Genomic DNA, 19,200 nt, shown 5'->3' on the forward strand with positions numbered 1-19,200 from the left:
ACGCCCGGTTACATTCCGAACCCGGAAGCTAAGCCTTACAGCGCCGATGGTACTGCAGGGGGGACCCTGTGGGAGAGTAGGACGCCGCCGAACAATCTTTGGAGGACCCCTGGTCCCAGCGTTCACGCTGGGACCAGGGGTCCTTTTCTTTTTCTCGTTTTGAGCACAAGTACAGCCCGGAGCGCGCCGAGTACCTGGCTGCGCGAGAATGACTTGCGGTACCGAAGACAGGAGTCACCGATGTCCACCAACTCTCCCGAGGACCGACCGGAGCGCGACGAGCGGCGACGGGACAGTGGTGACCGCGGCGACCGTGGCGGGTACCGCGGAGGCCCGAGCCGTAGCAACGATCGTGGAAACGACAACCGGGGCGGCGCGCCCCGCCGCGACGACCGTGGCGGTGGCGATCGCGGTGGGTACCGCGGGCGCGACGACCGTTCCGCCGGCCCGCGCCGCGATGACCGTTCTGCGGCTCCGCGTCGTGATGACCGGCCCGCGGGTCCCCGTCGTGATGACCGTGGTGGTGAGCGCGGCGGGCGTCCCGGTGGTTTCCGCCGAGACGACAACCGTGGTGAGCGGCCCCCGTTCCGCCGTGACGACCGCGGCGACAACCGGGGCGGCGAGCGTCGCGATGACAACCGTGGCGATCGCGGTGGCTTCCGGCGCGATGACAGCCGAGGTGAGCGTCCGCCCTTCCGACGGGACGACAACCGCGGTGGCGGTGGCGGTGGCGGTTTCAGGCGTGACGACAGTCGCGGTGAACGTCCGCCGTTCCGTCGCGACGACCGTGACAACAGGGGCGAGCGTCCTGCCTTCCGGCGTGACGACGACCGCGGTGACCGTGGCAGCTACCCCCGCCGTGACGACCGCGGTGGCAGCGCGGGCGGTGGCGATCGCGGTGGGTACCGCGGCCGTGACGACCGTTCCGCCGGCCCGCGCCGCGACGACCGTCCGGCCGGCCCCCGCAGGGACGACCGCGGTGGCGAGCGCGGTGGACGTCCCGGTGGTTTCCGGCGCGACGACAACCGTGGCGAGCGTCCCCCGTTCCGTCGCGACGACCGCGGCGACAACCGAAGTGACAACCGGGGCAGCGAGCGTCCCCCCTTCCGGCGTGACGACCGTAGGGACGACCGCCGTGACGGTGACCGTCCCGCTTTCCGGCGTGACGACGACCGTGGCGACCGTGGCAGCTACCCCCGCCGCGACGACCGTCCGGCCGGCCCGCGTCGCGATGACCGTGGTGAGCGTCCTGCCTTCCGCCGTGATGACAACCGTGGCGAGCGTCCGCCGTTCCGTCGCGACGACCGTGACAACAGGGGCGAGCGTCCTGCCTTCCGGCGTGACGACGACCGTGGCGAGCGCGGCAGTTACCCCCGCCGCGACGACCGTTCCGCCGGCCCGCGCCGCGACGACCGTCCGGCCGGCCCCCGCAGGGACGACCGCGGTGGCGATCGCGGAGGCCGTCCCGGTGGTTTCCGGCGCGACGACAGCCGTGGTGACCGTCCCGCGTTCCGGCGTGACGACGACCGTGGTGGCTACCCCCGCCGTGACGACCGGCGGGACGACCGTCGGGGCGACGACAGGCGCGGTGGCGGCCGGTTCCGCGACGACCGGGAGCGTGACCGCGACCGCGAGCCGATCAAGCGGCTGCCGATCCCCGAGGACGTCACGGGCGAGGAGATCGACAAGGACGTACGCCAGGAGCTGATGAGCCTGCCGAAGGGGCTCGCCGAGGACGTGTCGAAGAACCTGGTGATGGTCGCCCGGCTCATCGACGAGGACCCCGAGGGCGCCTACGCCTACTCCAAGATCGCTCTGCGGCTGGCGTCGCGTGTCGCCGCCGTGCGTGAGGCGGCCGGGTTCGCCGCTTACGCGAACCAGAAGTACAGCGAGGCGCTGGCCGAGTTCAGGGCCGCGCGGCGGATGACCGGCAGTGTGGATCTGTGGCCCGTGATGGCCGACTGCGAGCGTGGGCTCGGGCGGCCGGAGAAGGCGCTGGAGATGGCCGGGGCCCCCGAGGTGCACAAGCTCGACAAGGCCGGGCAGGTGGAGATGCGGCTCGTCGCGGCCGGCGCCCGGCGTGACATGGACCAGCTCGACGCGGCCATCGTCACACTCCAGAGCCCCGAGCTGGCCTCGAACACCGTGCAGCCGTGGACCGCGCGACTGCGGTACGCCTACGCCGACGCCCTGCTCGCCGCCGGGCGTGAGGACGAGGCGCGGGAGTGGTTCGCCAAGGCCGTGGAGTCCGACAAGGACGGCAGCACGGACGCTTCGGACCGGCTCGCCGAGATGGACGGTGTCGAGTTCGTGGACGCGTTCGTCGAGGACGAGGCGGACGAGGACGAGGACGACACTGACGTCGACACTGAGATCGACGACGAAGTCGCGCCCCAGGCGGAGGCCTCCGTAGCCGACGAGGTGGATGTCGACGACGAAGATGACGACATCGACGACGAAGAAGACGACGAGGACGCGCCTGTGGCCGAGCCCACCGTCGCCGTCGAGGCCAAGGACGACATCAAGGCTGACGACAAGGACTGACCGCAACGCACGTCGGCAGTGACGAAAAGGGCGGGACCCCCACACCGGGGTCCCGCCCTTTTCGTGTTTCCGGTGTCTCAGGGTTCCAGCGCGCGCAGCACCAGCCCCGACGCCGGCTTCGGGCCGAAGGATGTCGACTTGCGGGGCATCGTGACGCCCTGGCGGGCCAGGTCGCGTACGACCTCCTCGCGGACGGGGTGCATCAACACGGCCGTACCGCCGTCGCGTTCGGCCTTGCGGACGGTGGCGGCGGTGTCGTGGATGTAGGCGATGCGGGCCGGGTCATCCTCGGGGATGAGCCAGACGTGGTCCAGGAGGGTGGCGTGCAGGACCGTGGCGTCCAGGGTGCGCCAGGCGGCGGGGCGGTCGGCGGGGATCGTACGGGCCAGGAGGTCCGGGTCCGGGCGGTCGACCAGGTGGAAGGCGCCGTCGCCGGCGAGGAGGAAGGCGTTGCCCGCGCAGGCCGCGTCGGCGAGGGCCTCCATGGCCTCCGGGAGGGGCACTTCCAGGTGCTGGACGCGGAACAGGCCGTCGAGGGCGGCCAGGGCGTCGGCGACCGGTACGCCGTGCAGGAGGCGGTGGATCGCGCGGACGCGGAGCGGGTAGCGGGCGGTGTCGACGAGGAGGACGAGGCCGTAGTCCCAGGGGCTGGGGGAGGGGTGCTCCGCGCGTAGACGTCGGTAGGTCGCCCAGCGGTGGTGGCCGTCGGCGATGAGGGCCTGGTGGCGGGCCAGGTCGGTCTGGATGCGGGCCAGCTCGCCGGGGTCGGTGACCGACCAGAGGCGGTGGTTGTAGCCGTCCTCCGTGGTCGTCGAGAGGAGCGGGGGGTGCTCGGCGACGCGTTCGACGACCGTGGTGGTGTCGGACGGTGAGCCGTTGCCCCGGTAGGTGAGGAGCAGGGGTTCGAAGTTCGCCGAGGTGGCCCGCATGAGGGCCGCGCGGTCCGCCACCACGTGCGGCATGACGTCCTCGTGCGGCAGGACCACGCCCTCCGACGGGTCCGTCAGGCGCAGGGCGCCGATGACGCCGCGCTGCAACAGGCCGTTGCCGTCGCGCTGTTCGTAGACGTACAGGCCGGGTTCGGGGTCGGTGGTGAGGACTCCCTCGGAGAGCCAGCGGTGCAGGGTGTCGGCGGCCTGTTCGTTGCGGGCGCTGGGGGTGACGGCCTGCGGGAGGATCAGCCGGACGATGTTGTGCGGGTCGGAGTCCTGGAGATGGTGCAGACCGTCGGGGCGTACGACGACGTCGTACGGTGGGGACGTCACGGCGGCCAGGCTGCCGACCAGGTCGGGGTCGTAGCGAAGGCCTCGGAACGGGGTGAGTTCCAGGCCTCGGCGCTCCGTTGCTTCCGAGTGACCTGCGGTGTTCATCCCGGCATCGTACGTGTGTCAGTGGCGTGCGGGATGATCGGGTGAAAGCGATCGAACGAGGAGCGATGTGGAATGAGCCAGAGCGTCAGGACGAAGCCCGAGGGCAGTGGCCGGGCCCTGAGCGAGGCGTACGACACGGCGCTGCTCGACCTCGACGGGGTGGTGTACGCGGGGGGCAACGCGATCGCCCATGCCGTCGACTCGCTCGCCACCGCCCGCGCGGGCGGGATGCGGCTGGCCTACGTCACCAACAACGCGCTGCGGACGCCGGACGCGGTGGCCGGGCATCTCACCGAGCTGGGGATACCGACGGGGGCCGATGACGTCATCACCTCCGCGCAGGCCGTCGCCCGGCTGATCAGCGAGCAGGTGCCGGCCGGCTCCCGGGTGCTGGTGATCGGCGGGGAGGGGCTGCGGGTCGCGCTGCGCGAGCGGGGACTCGAGCCCGTCGACTCGGCGGACGACGATCCGGTGGCGGTCGTGCAGGGCTACGGCGGCCCGGACCTGGTGTGGTCCCGGTTCGCGGAGGCCTGTTACGCGATCGCGCGCGGGGTGCCGTGGTTCGCGTCCAACACCGATCTGACCATCCCGAGCGCGCGCGGGATCGCGCCGGGCAACGGCGCGGCGGTGGAGGTCGTACGGATAGCGACCGGGGCCGAGCCGCAGGTGGCGGGGAAGCCGTTGCCGCCGATGCACAAGGAGACGATCCTGCGGACGGGCGCCGAGCGGCCGTTGGTGGTGGGGGACCGGCTGGACACGGACATCGAGGGGGCGTTCAACGGGGAGGTCGACTCGCTGCTCGTGCTGACCGGTGTGACCGACGGCGCGCAGTTGCTCGCCGCGCCGCCGCAGCACCGGCCGACGTACGTCGACGCAGATCTGCGGGGCATGCTCACCGGGCAGCCCGAGGTCAGCGAGGCGGGAGACGGCTTCCGGTGCGGGGGTTGGACCGCGACGGCGGGGCGGGAGCGGCTGGAACTCGACGGTGGGGGCGAGCCCTTGGACGGGCTCCGGGCACTGTGCGCGGCGGCCTGGACGGCAGCGGGGGACGGCTCCTGCGCGCTGGACGGGGAGAAGGCGCTGGCGCGGCTGGGGTTGTGAGCCCGACTCGACCACAAGGGGTTGTGCGAGGGTAGGCTAACCTAACCTCGTGTTGGTCGACAGTCCCCCAGAACAGCGCGCGGAGACCGCCCCCGCGCCCCCAACCCGTCGGGCGGTGCGAGTCCTTGGGCTCTTCGTCTCCGTGGCGCTCCTGCTGCTCGTCGCCCTGGCGAGCATCGCGATCGGCGCGAAATCGCTGCCGCTGGGGGATGTGTGGCACGGCCTGTTCCATGACACGGGGACGTACGCGGACATCGTGGTCGGCGACCGCATCTCCCGTACGGTCCTCGGGCTGCTCGCCGGTGCCGCGCTCGGCCTCTCCGGTGCCGTGCTCCAGGCGCTCACCCGTAACCCGCTCGCGGACCCCGGGCTGCTCGGCATCAACGCCGGCGCCTCCGCCGCGGTCGTCACCGCCATCACCTACTTCGGTGTGACGAGCCTGAGCGGTTACGTCTGGTTCGCCTTCGCGGGCGCGGCGGCGGTCGGCGCGCTGGTCTGGTTCCTCGGCGGCAGCCGGGGCGCCACCCCCGTGCGCCTCGCCCTCGCCGGCACCGCGATCAGCGCCGCGCTCTACGGCTATCTCCAGGCCGTCATGATCATGGACGACGCGGCGCTCTCCAAGATGCGCTTCTGGACGGTCGGTTCACTGGCCTCGGCCACCGGGTCGACCATCACCCAGGTCGCGCCGTTCCTCGCGGTCGGCACGGTCGTCTCGCTGCTGCTCGCCCGGCCCCTGAACGCGGTGGCGATGGGCGACGACACCGCCCGCGCGCTCGGTGCCAACCTCAACCGCACCCGGGCGCTCGCCATGCTCTCCGCGACCGTGCTCTGCGGGGCCGCGACCGCCGCCTGCGGGCCGATCGTGTTCGTCGGCCTGATGGTGCCGCACGTGGTGCGCTCGTTCACCGGCCCCGACCTGCGCTGGATCCTGCCGTACGCCACGGTCCTGTCGCCCGTGCTGCTGCTCGGCGCCGACGTGCTCGGCCGGCTGATCGTGCGGCCCGCGGAGCTGCAGGTCGGCATCGTCACCGCGGTCATCGGTGGTCCGGTCTTCATCTATCTCGTACGACGGCGGAGGACGGCCCAGTTGTGAAGGCTCCACATACGCAGGCCTCCCGTATGCAGGCCGTACGGACCGGCGGCCTCTCCCTCCGCCTCGACCTCCGTGCCCTCACGGTCGTCGTCCTTCTCCTCGTCTGCGCGCTCGCAGCGAGTGTCGTGCTGATCGGTACCGGCGACTTCCCCATCCCGGCCGGTGACGTCCTCAAGACGCTGTTCGGGGGCGGGGACGCGGGCCAGGAGTTCATCGTCAACGAGCTGCGGCTGCCGCGCGTCCTCGTCGGGCTGCTGGTCGGTGCCTCGCTCGGGCTGGGCGGTGCGCTGTTCCAGTCCATCTCCCGTAATCCGCTGGGCAGTCCGGACGTGCTCGGCCTCTCGCAGGGGTCGACGGCCGGGGCGCTCGTCATGATCGTGCTGTTCTCCGGCAGCGCGACCGCCGTCACCCTAGGGGCACTTGTCGGCGGTCTGGTGACCGGGCTCGCGATCTATCTGCTCGCCTGGAAGCAGGGTGTGCACGGATACCGGCTCGTCCTGGTCGGCATCGGTGTCTCCGCCGTCGTCACCGCGGTCAACGGCTATCTGCTCACCAAGGCCGACCTCGTCGACGCGGCCCGCGCGGTCGTGTGGATGACCGGTTCCCTCAACGGCCGTGACTGGACCCAGGTCTGGCCGCTGCTCGGCCTGTGCGCCGTGCTGCTGCCGCTCGTCCTCGCCAACGCGCGCGGGCTGCGGATGATGGAGATGGGCGACGACGTGTCGTACGCCCTCGGGGTGCGGGTCGAGCGCGTACGGCTGCTGCTGATGGTGGCCGCCGTGCTGCTCACCGCCGCCGCGACCGCCGCCGCGGGACCCGTCGGCTTCGTCGCCCTCACGGCGCCGCAGCTCGCCCGGCGGCTGACCCGCTCGCCGGGCCCGAACCTGGTGTCCTCGCTGTGCATGGGCGCCACCCTGCTGGTCACCGCCGACTGGACCTCCCAACGGGCGTTCGGCGCCGACCAGTTGCCTGTGGGCGTGGTCACCGGAGTCCTCGGCGGGGTCTACCTGCTGTGGCTCCTGGTCACCGAGCGCAAGGCGGGCCGGATATGAGCAACCGGAGCAACCAGCGCAACCAGCGCGGCCTCAGCAGCGGGCTGAACAATCGAAGGAGTACCGTGAACCGCCTGTCCGCCGAGAACGTCACCCTCGCCTACGACCAGCGCGTCATCGCACGCGAGCTGTCGGTGGAGATACCCGACAACTCCTTCACGGTGATCGTCGGCCCGAACGCGTGCGGCAAGTCCACACTGCTGCGGGCCCTGTCGCGGATGCTGAAGCCGAGCCAGGGCCGGGTACTGCTCGACGGGCAGGTCATCCAGTCGATGCCCGCGAAGAAGGTCGCGCGGACGCTCGGCCTGCTGCCGCAGTCGTCCATCGCGCCCGACGGGATCACCGTCGGCGACCTCGTGGGCCGCGGCCGGTACCCGCACCAGGGCATCCTGCGCCAGTGGTCCCAGGAGGACGAGCGGGTCGTACAGGAGTCGATGGCGCAGACCGGTGTCGCCGAGCTCGCCGACCGCTATGTCGACGAACTGTCCGGCGGGCAGCGGCAGCGGGTATGGATCGCGATGGCGCTCGCCCAGCAGACGCCCCTGCTGCTGCTCGACGAGCCGACCACCTATCTGGACATCCAGCACCAGATAGACGTCCTCGACCTCTGCGCCGAGCTGCACGAGGAGCAGGGCCGCACGCTGGTCGCGGTGCTGCACGACCTCAACCACGCGGCCCGGTACGCCACCCACCTCATCGCGCTGCGAGAGGGCGCGGTCATCGCGGAGGGCGCGCCGAACGACATCGTCACGGCCGAACTGGTCGAGGAGGTCTTCGGACTGCGCTGCCAGGTCATCGACGACCCGGAGACCGGGACACCGCTGGTGGTGCCGGCGGCGCGCAAGGCACGCGCGCGTGCGGTCACCGCAGAGGCCTCCTAACCGACTACAGAAGCTTCCTGAGACGGAACAGATCGAACACGTTGGCCTCCAGCTTCACCCGGCCCGAGCCCCAGGCCTTCGCGAAGTTCAGGCCGCCGTTGACCATGGCGACCAGGTCGTCGCCGGCCATGGTCAGCCTGATCTGGGCCTTCTCCGGCGGAAGGCCCTCCACGGTCTCGTCCACCACGATCCGGCCGCCGGACAGCCGGCCGACGAAGGTGACGTCGAGATCGGTGATCCGGCAGCTGACCGAACGGTCCATGGCCGCGGCGGCGCGGACATTGCCGTCGGCCTTCTGCATGTTGTCCGAGAGCTTTTCGAGTGCGGCGCGGCACTCTTCGATCGTTGCCATCGTGATCGACGGTACCCCAGGCCTTCGGGGTAGCGTCTGGGCATGAGCGACTCAGTTCCCGAGGCCGGGACAGGGGCAGTGCCGGCGGCCGTACTGGAGGCGGAGCCCACGTACGACCCCGCCGCCCCCGCCCCGCTGAACGCGGACCGCACCCCGAGCGGCAACGCCGACGTCGACGCCCAGCTCGGGCGCCTCGCCGACACCGACCACCTCGCCACGGACGGCCATGTCGAGGTGTACGAGGATGTACACCGGGGGCTGCGTGACGCGCTCACCGCGCTCGACGCCCGCCCGGGACCTCCGGCGCCCCCATCGCAGTACCAGAACAGGAGCTGAACCGAACGTGGCAGGAGTGGCACGCCGCCGTCTCGACGCCGAGCTGGTGCGGCGCAAGCTCGCGCGCTCGCGGGAGCACGCGAGCCAGTTGATCGCCGCAGGGCGGGTCACCGTGGGCAGGACCGTCGCGACCAAGCCCGCCACCCAGGTGGAGACCGCGGCGGCCATCGTCGTCGTGGTGGACGACGGCGACCCCGACTACGTGTCGCGGGGCGGCCACAAGCTCGCGGGCGCGCTGGAGGTCTTCGTGCCGCAGGGGCTCGTGGTCGAGGGGCGGCGGGCGCTGGACGCCGGCGCTTCCACCGGAGGCTTCACCGATGTGCTGCTGCGGGCGGGTGCCGCGCAGGTCGTGGCGGTCGACGTCGGGTACGGACAACTCGCCTGGTCTCTGCAGAGCGATGAACGCGTCACCGTCAAGGACCGTACGAACGTACGCGAGTTGACGCTTGAAGCGATCGATGGGGAGCCTGTGGATCTTGTCGTGGGGGATCTGTCCTTCATCCCGCTCGGACTGGTGTTGCCCGCCCTGGCGCGGTGCACGAAGCCGGACGCGGACCTGGTGATGATGGTCAAGCCGCAGTTCGAGGTGGGGAAGGAACGGCTGGGGAGCGGCGGAGTCGTCCGCAGCCCGGAACTACGGGCCGAGGCCGTGCGCGGAGTCGCCCGGCGGGCGGCCGAGCTGGGCCTCGGGGTGCAGGGCGTGACCGCCAGCCCGCTGCCCGGGCCGTCCGGGAATGTCGAGTACTTTCTGTGGCTGCGGGCCGGGGCACCCGAACTGGACCCGGCCGATGTTGACCGTGCAGTGGCGGAGGGGCCGCGTTGACACAGAACCGAGCTCGTACTGTTTTCCTCCTCGCGCACACGGGTCGCCCCGCGGCGATCCGGAGTGCCGAACTGGTCGTCAAGGGGCTGCTCCAGTCCGGCATCGGAGTGCGCGTCCTGGAGTACGAGGCACGCGACCTGCCGTTGCCCGACGAGGTGGAGACGGTCACCGAGGCCACTCCGCAGTGCCTTGAGGGCTGCGAACTCCTCATCGTCCTCGGCGGCGACGGCACACTGCTGCGCGGCGCGGAGTTCGCGCGGGCGTCCGGGGTGCCGATGCTCGGCGTCAACCTCGGCAGCGTCGGATTCCTCGCCGAGGCCGAGCGGGACGATCTCGACAAGGTCGTGGACCGGGTGGTCACCCGGGCCTACGAGGTCGAGGAGCGGATGACCGTCGATGTCGTCGTGCACAAGAACGGCAACATCGTGCACACGGACTGGGCGCTGAACGAGGCGGCGGTGCAGAAGGCCGGCGCCGAGAAGCTGCTGGAAGTCGTGCTGGAGATCGACGGGCGCCCGGTGACCGGGTTCGGGTGCGACGGGATCGTTTGTGCGACGCCCACCGGGTCGACCGCGTACGCCTTCTCTGCGGGTGGGCCTGTTGTGTGGCCCGAGGTGGAGGCGTTGCTGATGGTGCCGATCAGTGCGCACGCGCTGTTCGCGAAGCCGTTGGTCACGTCGCCGGACTCTGTGCTTGCCGTTGAGGTGTTGCCGCACATCCCGCCGGGTGTTTTGTGGTGTGACGGGCGGCGGACGGTCGAACTGCCTGCTGGGGCAAGGGTTGAGGTCAGGCGGGGGGCTGTTCCTGTGCGGCTTGCCCGACTGCACCATGCGTCGTTCACCGATCGGCTCGTCGCGAAGTTCGCTCTGCCTGTTTCGGGGTGGCGAGGGGCTCCTCACTAGCACGATTGCGTGGGGACACTCCCCCGGGTGACAGGGTGCCTCGCGCTTCTCCCGCCCTACCTCGTAAGGTCTTCACCGTGCTGGAAGAGATGCGGATACGGTCGCTCGGAGTCATCGACGACGCTGTCGTCGAGCTGTCGCCGGGGTTCACCGCTGTCACGGGTGAGACGGGTGCGGGCAAGACCATGGTCGTCACCAGTCTCGGGCTGTTGCTCGGGGGCAGGGCGGACCCGGCGCTGGTGCGGATCGGGGCGAAGAACGCGGTCGTGGAGGGGCGGATCTCCGTCCCTCCGGGCGGCTCCGCCGTGCTGCGGGCCGAGGAGGCCGGTGCCGAGCTGGACGACGGGACGCTGCTCATCAGCCGTACCGTTTCCGCCGAAGGGCGGTCCCGGGCGCACCTGGGCGGGCGTTCCGTGCCGGTGGGCGTGCTCGCGGAGCTGGCCGACGAGCTGGTCGCGGTGCACGGGCAGACCGACCAGCAGGGGCTGTTGAAGCAGTCCCGGCAGCGGCAGGCGCTCGACCGGTACGCCGGGGACGCCGTCACCGGGCCGCTGGCCAAGTACGCGGAGGCGTACCGGCGGCTGCGGGCCGTCGCCGTAGAGCTGGACGAGATCACCACGCGCGCGCGGGAGCGGGCTCAGGAAGCCGACATGCTCCGGTACGGGCTCGACGAGATCGCGGGCGTGGAGCCGCGGGCCGGGGAGGACGTGGAACTGGCCGCCGAGGCCGAGCGGCTCGGGCACGCGGAGGCGCTGGCGTCCGCCGCGACGGTCGCGCACGCCGCGCTCGCCGGCAACCCCGAGGACCCCGAGGGCATCGACGCGGCGACCCTCGTCGCGGGTGCGCAGCGGGCCCTGGAGGCCGTACGGTCGCACGACTCGGCGCTGGCCTCGCTGACCGACCGGATCGGTGAGATCGGCATCCTGCTGGGCGATGTGGCGGGGGAGCTGGCGGGCTACGCCGACGACCTGGACGCCGATCCGCTGCGGCTGGCCGCCGTGGAGGAGCGGCGGGCCGCCCTCAACGCGCTCACCCGGAAGTACGGCCAGGACATCGCGGCCGTGCTGGCGTACGCCGAGCAGGGGGCCGCGCGGCTCACCGAACTCGACGGCGACGACGAGCGGATCGACGAGCTGACCGCCGAGCGGGACGCGCTGCGGGGTGAACTGGGCGGTCTGGCGCAGGCGTTGACCGACGCCCGGACGGAGGCAGCCGAGCGGTTCGCCGCTGCCGTCACCGCTGAGCTGGCTTCCCTCGCCATGCCGCACGCGCGCGTGTCGTTCGAGATCCGGCAGACCGAGGACCCGGAGGGCGTCGAGGTCGGCGGCCGTGCGGTCGCCTACGGCCCGTCGGGCGTCGACGAGGTCGAGCTGCTGCTCGCCCCGCACCCCGGTGCTCCGCCGCGGCCCATCGCCAAGGGCGCGTCCGGCGGTGAGCTGTCGCGCGTGATGCTGGCCGTGGAGGTCGTGTTCGCGGGGACGGACCCTGTGCCGACCTACCTCTTCGACGAGGTCGACGCCGGTGTCGGCGGCAAGGCGGCGGTCGAGATCGGCCGACGGCTCGCGAAGCTCGCGAAGACCGCTCAGGTCGTGGTCGTCACGCACCTGCCCCAGGTGGCCGCATTCGCCGACCGGCAGCTGCTGGTGGAGAAGACCAACGACGGGTCCGTGACCCGCTCGGGCGTGAAGGTCCTCGAAGGCGAGGACCGCGTACGGGAGTTGTCCCGGATGCTGGCCGGCCAGGAGGACTCGGAGACGGCCCGGGCCCACGCGGAGGAGCTGCTGGCGACGGCACGGGCGGACGGCTAGGGCGGGCCCGTCGTCCAGGAGGCGCGCGCTCCTCACTCGTACGGGTGACATCCCCACCCGTGTTGCCCTCCCGTACGGCCTCCGGGCTTTTTCGCGTTGCCGGAACACCCGTACGTACTGGCATCCTTGAGTTGGAACGCGTAGGAAGCGTGCGGTACACCCCCACCGCGCGATCCTTCTGTACTTTCTTCGTGACCGCCCGTCGCCGAACCAGGAGCCCCGGCCACGTGACCCCCGTGAGCAGCCACTCACCGCACGGCCAGTCGCCGCTGCGCACCGTGCAGGTGCTCGGCGGGGGCAACGCCGCCAGCAGCGCGCATGTGCGCTCCCTGGCCTCCGGGCTCGTCGCCCGGGGCGTGCGGGTCACGGTGTGCGCCCCCGTCGAGGCCGATCACACCTACGACTTCACGGGCGCCGGCGCCGAACACGTGCACGTCCCGCGCAGCAGCGACCCGTCCTCCGTGGCCGCGCTCCGGGCCGCCTGCGCCGACGCCGACCTGGTGCACGCGCACGGACTGCACGCCTCCTTCCGCGCCGTCCTCGCGCTCAGCGGCCGTCGTACGCCGCTCGTGGTCACCTGGCACGACCGTGCGCACGCCGAAGGAGCGCGCGCCCATCTGCTGCGGCTGCTGGAACGGCGGGTCGTCAAGGCCGCCGTCGTCGTGCTCGGAGCCACGTCCGACCTCGTCGACCGGGCACGCCGGACCGGCGCCCGGGACGCGCGGCTCGCCGCCGTCGCGCTGCCGGGGCCGCGCAAGGCCGTGGAGTACGAGGATCCCGACCGGCTGCGCCCCAAGCTCCGCGCCGAACTCGGCGCCACCGACCGCCCGTTGCTCGTCGCCGTCGGCTCGCTCGACCGGCAGCGCGGCTACGACACCCTCCTGGACGCCTCGCGCGGCTGGTGCCGCCTCGATCCGACCCCGCTGCTCGTGATCGCGGGGGAGGGGCCGCTGCGGCCCGAGTTGCAGCGCTGGATCGAGGACGAGGAACTGCCCGTCCGGCTGGTCGGGAGCCGCGACGACGTGAGTGAACTGCTCGCCGCCGCCGACCTCGCGCTCCTGCCCAGCAGTTGGGAGTCCCGCTCGGTGATCGCCCAGGAGGCCCTGCACGCCCGCGTCCCGCTCGTCGCGACCGCCGTCGGCGGCATCCCCGAACTCGTCGGCGACGCCGCCGAACTCGTGCCCTACGGCGACGCGAAGGCCCTCTCCGACGCGGTCACCCGTCTGCTGCGCGACCCCGAACGCCGGGAACTGCTCCGGGAGAAAGGCGTCCGGCAGGCGGCCACCTGGCCCACCGAGGACGAGACCGTCGCCCAAGTGCTCAGCGTCTACGACGAGTTGACCCAGCCCTTGCCGCTGACCTGACGGGCCGTCTTACGGCACCAGCCTGCGCGCCCGCAGCGCCAGGCTCAACGCCAGTACCGTCTGCGGGTCTTCGAGGTCCGTGCCCAGCAACTCCCCGATGCGGGCGAGCCTGTTGTAGAGGGTCTGCCGGTTGAGGTGCAGTTCGCGAGCCGTCTCCGCCTTGCGGCCCGCGTGCGCCAAGTACGTTTCCAGGGTGGGGAGTAGAGGCGGCTTCGAGCGGTTGTCGTGGTCGCGGAGCGGGCCGATCGCCCGGTCCACGAAGGCCGCCAGGTCCGGGTGGTCGCGCAGTCGCCACAGCAGCAGCTCGATGTCCAGGCGCCGGGCGTCGTACCAGGGGCGGTCGGACAGGCCCTGTGCCGCCGTCGCCGTCTCGGCCGCGTGCCGCAGCCCCGCCGACGCCGCCGCCCAGCCGCCGGCCACTCCGACGACCACGATCGGCGGCTGTGCGCCCGGGCGTTGCATCCCGGCCCGCTCAACTCCCGCCCGCAGCGCCGCCGCGACCCGGTCCGCGACGGCCGACCGCTCCGACTCCGAGCGCAGGCCCAGCAGGAGCGGGACGCGGCCCTCGACCGGTCGTACGCCCAGCAGGACCGGGACCCCCACCGAGGTCAGCTCTTCCGCGACCGCGCGGGCCAGGACCGCCCAGCCGCCGCCGGGCGCGGCCAGCGCGTCGCCCAGCCGCATCACCACGGGCAGCAGTGGGCTGGTGCCGGGCTTGAAGCCCAGTACGCGGGCCTGGGCCGGGGCGGCCTCGGCGGCGATGCGGCCCTCGGCGAGGTCGGTGAGGAAGTCGCCGCGTCCGCGGGCCGCCAGCTCCTCCTCCTGGCGGGCCTGCATCAGGACGACGGCGAGGATGCCGGCGGCCCGTTCGGCGGCGATGCGGTGCACGGGGGCGAGGGGAGCGCGGACCGGGAGCAGGACGATCCGCGCGCGGACCGAGCCCGTACCGGGGCCGCCCCCGGGCACGTCCACCAGTACCGAACCGGCGGGCGGCGAGCCGTCCTTGTGCTGGCCGCGCAGCCCCTCCCAGACCTGGAGCGGGTCGGCGCCCTCGGGCCCGGACCCGGCGGCGTACAGGAGTTGGCCGTCCGGGGTCTCCAGGAAGACCGGGTTGCCGCTGAAGTCGGCCAGGATGCCCAGGACTTGGGGGATTCCGCCGCCGCCGAGCAGGGCCTCCGTGCAGCGGCGGTGGACCTCCTCGGCCTGCTGGAGCAGCGCGTAGTGGCCGTTGACGATCTCGGTGTGGATCTCCTCGGTGACCGCCACGAACGGCACCTCGCGGTGCAGCTGGACGAGGGGGAGACCGGTCGCGCGGGCCGTCTCGACGAGGGTGGCGGGGAGGCGGGTGAAGCGCGGGCCCAGCTCCACGACCAGGGCCGCGATGCCCCGCTCGGCCAGCGTACGGACGAAGGCGCGCTGTTCCGCCGGGCGCGTACCGAGGCCGTAGCCCGTGGTCAGGAGCAGTTCGCCGCCCTTGAGGAGGGAGGCGATGTTCGGGACCTCGCCCGCGTGGACCCAGCGCACGGTCCGCTGGAGCCGGTCGGCGCCCGCCAGGATCTCCGGCAGCCCGCTGCGCAGTCCGGGCAGCTCCAGCGCCCGCTGAACGGTGATCCCGGCGCCCTGGCTGTCGAATGTGCTGTCCGTACGGCTGTCCATGCAGCGGACGCTACCTGCGCGGATGCCCTGCGCACACCTTGAGGCTAGGCGGGCGCGATGTTGTGGTTGAAGCGGAAGACGTTGTCGGGGTCGTACTCCCGCTTCACCGCCGCGAGCCGCCGGGTGTTCTCGGCGCCCAGGCCCGCCGTCACGCGGTCGGTGCCCTCGTCGCCCATGAAGTTGAGGTAGGCCGCGCCGGTGCTCCAGGGCTGGACCCGGGCGCGCACCTCCTTGACCCACGCGATGCAGCGTTCGTCGTCCGCCGGGTCCTCCCACATGCCGAAGGGGTGCACTGCCCAGGGCGCGTTCCGGAACGGCAGCGGGAACCCGGAGGGCCCGGAGGCGATCGCGCCGCCCTGCGGGAACAGCACGTGCTGGGTGCCGGTGGGGACCGGCATGCTCTCGCCGAGGGCGCAGAACACGTCCGTGAACTCGTCGGGCGCGCCCGTCAGATACTCGGCCGACCAGTAGTTCCGCATACCCGGCGGATCGTCGAACATCGTCTGGAACATGGCGTAGGGCAGCGCGGTGACGATCTCGATCTCGTGCGGCAGGGCCAGCAGCGGCTGGGCGAGCTTGCGCATGTCCTCCTCGGCACCGGCGTAGGTGATCAGCGCGCCGCACAGCCGCTTGCCGACCAGGTGCTCGGGGACGAACTCCTCGGGCGGGGCGGTCAGATAGATGACTCCGCCGCCCGCCTCCTGCGGGCCGGTCCCGATGATCTCGCGGTAGGTGCGGATGACGTCGAGGCCGTGCTCGGGCTCGTACATCACCATGGCGACGGAGAACTCGGGCAGTTCGTGCAGTCGCAGGGTGAGTGCGGTGGCGATGCCGAAGTTCCCGCCGCCGCCGTGGAGTGCCCAGAACAGCTCGGGGTTCTCCTCGGCGCTCGCGTGGACCACTTGCGCGTCGGCGGTCACCAGGTCGACGCCGAGCAGGTTGTCGGCGGCGAGACCGAAGGCGCGGTCCAGCCAGCCGGTGCCGCCGCCCAGGACGAAGCCGCCGATCCCGGTCGTGGAGACCCGGCCGCCGGTGGTGGCGAGACCGTGCTCCTGGGTCGCGCCGTCCAGTTCGCTCATGGTGGCCCCGCCCGCGATCCGTACCGCCCGGGCTGCCGGGTGCACGGTCACCTCGCGCATGTGACGCAGGTCCACGACCAGCGCGCCGTCGCCCAGTGCCATGCCCGCGACGCTGTGGCCGCCGCCGCGCACCGCGATCGGCAGATCCAGTTCGCGCCCGAAGCGCACGGCCCGTACGACATCGGCCTCCTCCACGCACTGGGCGATCACGGCCGGCCGCCGGTCGATCATCGCGTTGTAGACGACACGGGCGTCGTCGTAACCCTGATCCCCCGGGGCGAACACGTCGCCGACCAGATCCTCGCGCAACGCGGTGAGAGCCGCGCCCGCCGTCGAGAGGGAAGCCATGGCCACCCCCCTTTCAGAAAAGGGGCTTTTGTCCGCTTCCAGCCTAGGCGGGTGCGGTACGGCGGTCGCGCCGGGCCGCCGCACGTCACCAAGCCGTAAGGATCAGCCGACCGCGCCCCGTACGGCAGCAGGGCCCGGACCGCGTGTCACGGTCCGGGCCCTGCTGCTGTGGTGCGTCAGCTCTTCGCGGTGTCGTCGCCCGTCTGCCCGGCGGCCTCGGCCGCGGCTGCCTTCTCGCGCATCTTGCGCACCAGCTCGGCCTTCTGGTCGGCCGCGCCCTGGCGGTCGAGGTTGCGGTGCGGACCGTGGTTCTGCCGTTCGGCGCGGGACAGCTTCTTGCGCTTCCCGCCGCCCTGGCCCACGGGGTTGTTGATGTTCTTGCTGACGGTCATGGTTCTCCCGGTAGTGATGTCAAGTGGTCCGCGGATTCATCACCCCGGCGCCGGTGTCAGCCGCCGTAGGCCCCCGAAGCCGTCAGCCGCAGCGCCGTGTCGATCAGCGGGACGTGGCTGAAGGCCTGCGGGAAGTTGCCGACCTGGCGTTGCAGGCGCGGATCCCACTCCTCGGCGAGGAGGCCCAGGTCGTTGCGGAGCGAGAGCAGCTTCTCGAACAGCTTACGGGCCTCGTCCACGCGACCGATCATCGCGAGGTCGTCCGCCATCCAGAACGAGCAGGCCAGGAAGGCACCCTCGTCACCGGGGAGACCGTCGACGCCCTCGTCCGTACCCGAGGTGGGGTAGCGCAGGATGAAGCCGTCCGGGGTGGACAGCTCGCGCTGGATCGCCTCGATCGTGCCGATCACGCGCTTGTCGTCCGGGGGCAGGAAGCCCATCTGCGGGATGAGGAGCAGCGAGGCGTCCAGCTCCTTCGAGCCGTACGACTGCGTGAAGGTGTTGCGCTCCTTGTCGTAGCCGCGCTCGCACACGTCCCGGTGGATGTCGTCGCGCAGTTCCCGCCACTGCTCCAGCGGGCCGTCCGCGTCGCCCGACTCGATCAGCTTGATCGTGCGGTCGACCGCGACCCAGGCCATCACCTTCGAGTGCACGAAGTGACGGCGCGGGCCGCGCACCTCCCAGATGCCCTCGTCGGGCTCGTCCCAGTGCTTCTCCAGGTAGCGGATCAGCTTGAGCTGGAGGAGGGAGGCGTAGTCGTTGCGGGCCAGGCCGGTCATGTGGGCCAGGTGCAGGGCCTCGGTGACCTCGCCGTAGACGTCGAGCTGGAGCTGGTGCGCGGCGCCGTTGCCGACCCGGACCGGGCCGGAGTTCTCGTAGCCGGGCAGCCAGTCCAGCTCCGCCTCGCCGAGCTCGCGCTCGCCGGCGATGCCGTACATGATCTGCAGGTTCTCCGGGTCGCCGGCCACCGCGCGCAGGAGCCACTCGCGCCAGGCGCGGGCCTCCTCGCGGTAGCCGGTGCGCAGGAGGGAGGAGAGGGTGATGGCCGCGTCGCGGAGCCAGGTGTAGCGGTAGTCCCAGTTGCGGACGCCGCCGATCTCCTCCGGGAGGGAGGTGGTCGGCGCGGCGACGATGCCGCCGGTCGGGGCGTACGTCAGGGCCTTGAGCGTGATCAGGGAGCGGACGACGGCCTCGCGGTAGGGGCCGTGGTACGTGCACTGGTCGACCCACTCGCGCCAGAAGTCCTCGGTCGCCTCCAGTGACTGCTCCGGCTCGGGGAGCGGCGGGGGCTGCTTGTGCGAGGGCTCCCAGGAGATGGTGAAGGCGATGCGGTCACCCGGGGCGACGGTGAAGTCGGCGTACGTCGTGAGCTGCTTGCCGTAGGTCTCCGCCGATGTGTCGAACCACACGGAGTCGGGGCCCGCGACGGCGACCGTGCGGCCCTCGTGCTTGTGCACCCAGGGGACGACCCGGCCGTAGGAGAAACGCATCCGGAGGGCCGAGCGCATCGGGACGCGGCCGGAGATGCCCTCGACGATGCGGATCAGCTGGGGGGCGCCGTCGCGAGGGGGCATGAAATCGGTCACGCGGACCGTGCCTCGCGGGGTGTCCCACTCGGACTCCAGGATCAGCGAGTCGCCGCGGTAGCCGCGCCGGGCCGCGGTGGGCGGCGGCGCGTCGGAGGCGTGGGCCGGGCCCAGCCGCCAGAAGCCGTGTTCCTCGGTGCCCAGCAGACCGGCGAAGATGGCATGGGAGTCGAATCGGGGCAGGCACAGCCAGTCCACCGTGCCGTCCCGGCAGACCAGGGCAGCGGTCTGCATGTCTCCGATGAGTGCGTAATCTTCGATGCGCCCGGCCACGTGCAACTCCAGTCGAACGGCCACGTCGCCCCCAGGGGAAAGGGGCGGTCGCTGTGTGCGGTCAAGGGATCGTTTGTAGTGCGTCGTTGAGCCATGAAGCAAATGGGGGTCGATGCTCAACGGACTGACGAGCTCTCGTTGTTCCGGATATACGGGCGGGGGTGGTGCCGTGTTCCGGACCGGCTCGGCAGCGAGTGTCCGAGCAGGATACGACGCACGTAGATGATCTGTGTGCCGCTC

The 19,200-nt window shown here is 71.9% G+C and carries 17 protein-coding genes and 1 rRNA gene; 12 read left to right on the forward strand and 6 right to left on the reverse strand.

Annotation, left to right across the window (positions count from 1 at the left end; all coding sequences use genetic code 11):
- The 3 genes from rrf to ACFXC1_RS23685 all read left to right on the forward strand — a co-directional run.
- A 5S ribosomal RNA gene (gene rrf / locus ACFXC1_RS23675) occupies positions 1 to 93 on the forward strand; the annotation flags it as partial.
- Between the two features lie 259 nt (positions 94 to 352).
- Positions 353 to 1,708, forward strand: a complete 1,356-nt coding sequence (locus tag ACFXC1_RS23680; protein ID WP_381245549.1) for a hypothetical protein — start codon at positions 353 to 355, stop codon at positions 1,706 to 1,708.
- The gene (locus tag ACFXC1_RS23685) at positions 1,708 to 2,544 is read left to right on the forward strand and encodes a hypothetical protein (protein ID WP_381245550.1); all 837 of its coding nucleotides are present in this window, start codon (positions 1,708 to 1,710) and stop codon (positions 2,542 to 2,544) included. The genes ACFXC1_RS23680 and ACFXC1_RS23685 overlap by 1 nt, the downstream gene beginning before the upstream one ends.
- 77 nt (positions 2,545 to 2,621) lie before the next feature.
- Here ACFXC1_RS23685 and ACFXC1_RS23690 read toward each other — a convergent pair whose 3' ends face one another.
- Positions 2,622 to 3,914 (reverse strand): DUF1015 domain-containing protein, encoded by a 1,293-nt coding sequence (locus ACFXC1_RS23690; protein WP_381245552.1) that lies wholly within the window; start codon positions 3,912 to 3,914, stop codon positions 2,622 to 2,624.
- Between the two features lie 72 nt (positions 3,915 to 3,986).
- Between ACFXC1_RS23690 and ACFXC1_RS23695 the strand changes: the two genes are divergently transcribed.
- From ACFXC1_RS23695 to ACFXC1_RS23710, 4 genes are read left to right on the forward strand one after another with little or no spacing between them, the layout of a single operon-like run.
- Positions 3,987 to 5,015 (forward strand): HAD hydrolase-like protein, encoded by a 1,029-nt coding sequence (locus ACFXC1_RS23695; protein WP_381245554.1) that lies wholly within the window; start codon positions 3,987 to 3,989, stop codon positions 5,013 to 5,015.
- Between the two features lie 49 nt (positions 5,016 to 5,064).
- A complete protein-coding gene (locus ACFXC1_RS23700) occupies positions 5,065 to 6,108 on the forward strand; it encodes a FecCD family ABC transporter permease (protein ID WP_381245556.1) in 1,044 nt (347 codons plus the stop codon).
- Between the two features lie 26 nt (positions 6,109 to 6,134).
- The gene (locus ACFXC1_RS23705; RefSeq protein ID WP_381246112.1) at positions 6,135 to 7,160 is read left to right on the forward strand and encodes a FecCD family ABC transporter permease; all 1,026 of its coding nucleotides are present in this window, start codon (positions 6,135 to 6,137) and stop codon (positions 7,158 to 7,160) included.
- Positions 7,157 to 8,041, forward strand: a complete 885-nt coding sequence (locus ACFXC1_RS23710) for an ABC transporter ATP-binding protein (protein WP_381245558.1) — start codon at positions 7,157 to 7,159, stop codon at positions 8,039 to 8,041. Before ACFXC1_RS23705 ends, ACFXC1_RS23710 begins: the two co-directional genes overlap by 4 nt.
- A gap of 4 nt (positions 8,042 to 8,045) precedes the next feature.
- On the opposite strand, the gene ACFXC1_RS23715 is transcribed toward ACFXC1_RS23710, so the two are convergent.
- On the reverse strand, positions 8,046 to 8,393 hold the full coding sequence (locus ACFXC1_RS23715; protein WP_381245560.1) for an SCP2 sterol-binding domain-containing protein: 348 nt from the start codon (positions 8,391 to 8,393) through the stop codon (positions 8,046 to 8,048).
- Positions 8,394 to 8,435: 42 nt separating this feature from the next.
- On the opposite strand from ACFXC1_RS23715, the gene ACFXC1_RS23720 reads away from it, so the two are divergent.
- The 5 genes from ACFXC1_RS23720 to ACFXC1_RS23740 all read left to right on the forward strand — a co-directional run bounded on the left by ACFXC1_RS23720 (position 8,436) and on the right by ACFXC1_RS23740 (position 13,626).
- Positions 8,436 to 8,729, forward strand: coding sequence for a hypothetical protein (locus tag ACFXC1_RS23720; RefSeq protein WP_381245561.1), 294 nt, complete (start codon positions 8,436 to 8,438; stop codon positions 8,727 to 8,729).
- 7 nt (positions 8,730 to 8,736) lie between these two features.
- The gene (locus ACFXC1_RS23725; protein WP_381245562.1) at positions 8,737 to 9,552 is read left to right on the forward strand and encodes a TlyA family RNA methyltransferase; all 816 of its coding nucleotides are present in this window, start codon (positions 8,737 to 8,739) and stop codon (positions 9,550 to 9,552) included.
- Complete coding sequence (locus ACFXC1_RS23730) at positions 9,549 to 10,454, forward strand: NAD kinase (protein WP_026179466.1); 906 nt, start codon at positions 9,549 to 9,551, stop codon at positions 10,452 to 10,454. The genes ACFXC1_RS23725 and ACFXC1_RS23730 overlap by 4 nt, the downstream gene beginning before the upstream one ends.
- A gap of 89 nt (positions 10,455 to 10,543) precedes the next feature.
- On the forward strand, positions 10,544 to 12,262 hold the full coding sequence (recN, locus tag ACFXC1_RS23735; protein ID WP_381246114.1) for a DNA repair protein RecN: 1,719 nt from the start codon (positions 10,544 to 10,546) through the stop codon (positions 12,260 to 12,262).
- Positions 12,263 to 12,489: 227 nt separating this feature from the next.
- On the forward strand, positions 12,490 to 13,626 hold the full coding sequence (locus ACFXC1_RS23740) for a glycosyltransferase family 4 protein (RefSeq protein ID WP_381245565.1): 1,137 nt from the start codon (positions 12,490 to 12,492) through the stop codon (positions 13,624 to 13,626).
- 9 nt (positions 13,627 to 13,635) lie between these two features.
- Here the strand turns inward: ACFXC1_RS23740 and ACFXC1_RS23745 are convergent, their stop codons facing one another.
- The 4 genes from ACFXC1_RS23745 to ACFXC1_RS23760 all read right to left on the reverse strand — a co-directional run bounded on the left by ACFXC1_RS23745 (position 13,636) and on the right by ACFXC1_RS23760 (position 18,960).
- Positions 13,636 to 15,282 carry a PucR family transcriptional regulator gene (locus tag ACFXC1_RS23745; RefSeq protein ID WP_381245566.1) on the reverse strand — a complete coding sequence of 549 codons (1,647 nt, stop codon included), beginning with the start codon at positions 15,280 to 15,282 and terminating at the stop codon, positions 13,636 to 13,638.
- Between the two features lie 44 nt (positions 15,283 to 15,326).
- Positions 15,327 to 16,709, reverse strand: coding sequence for an FAD-binding protein (locus tag ACFXC1_RS23750; protein ID WP_381245567.1), 1,383 nt, complete (start codon positions 16,707 to 16,709; stop codon positions 15,327 to 15,329).
- A gap of 176 nt (positions 16,710 to 16,885) precedes the next feature.
- Entirely contained in the window at positions 16,886 to 17,101 is a 216-nt protein-coding gene (locus ACFXC1_RS23755; RefSeq protein WP_381245569.1) for a DUF6243 family protein, read from the reverse strand.
- A gap of 56 nt (positions 17,102 to 17,157) precedes the next feature.
- A complete protein-coding gene (locus tag ACFXC1_RS23760) occupies positions 17,158 to 18,960 on the reverse strand; it encodes a glycoside hydrolase family 15 protein (RefSeq protein WP_019074933.1) in 1,803 nt (600 codons plus the stop codon).
- Between the last annotated feature and the right edge of the window lie 240 nt (positions 18,961 to 19,200).

It is taken from the genome of Streptomyces hokutonensis, assembly GCF_042751305.1.
Taxonomy (GTDB): Bacteria; Actinomycetota; Actinomycetes; order Streptomycetales; family Streptomycetaceae; genus Streptomyces; species Streptomyces hokutonensis_A.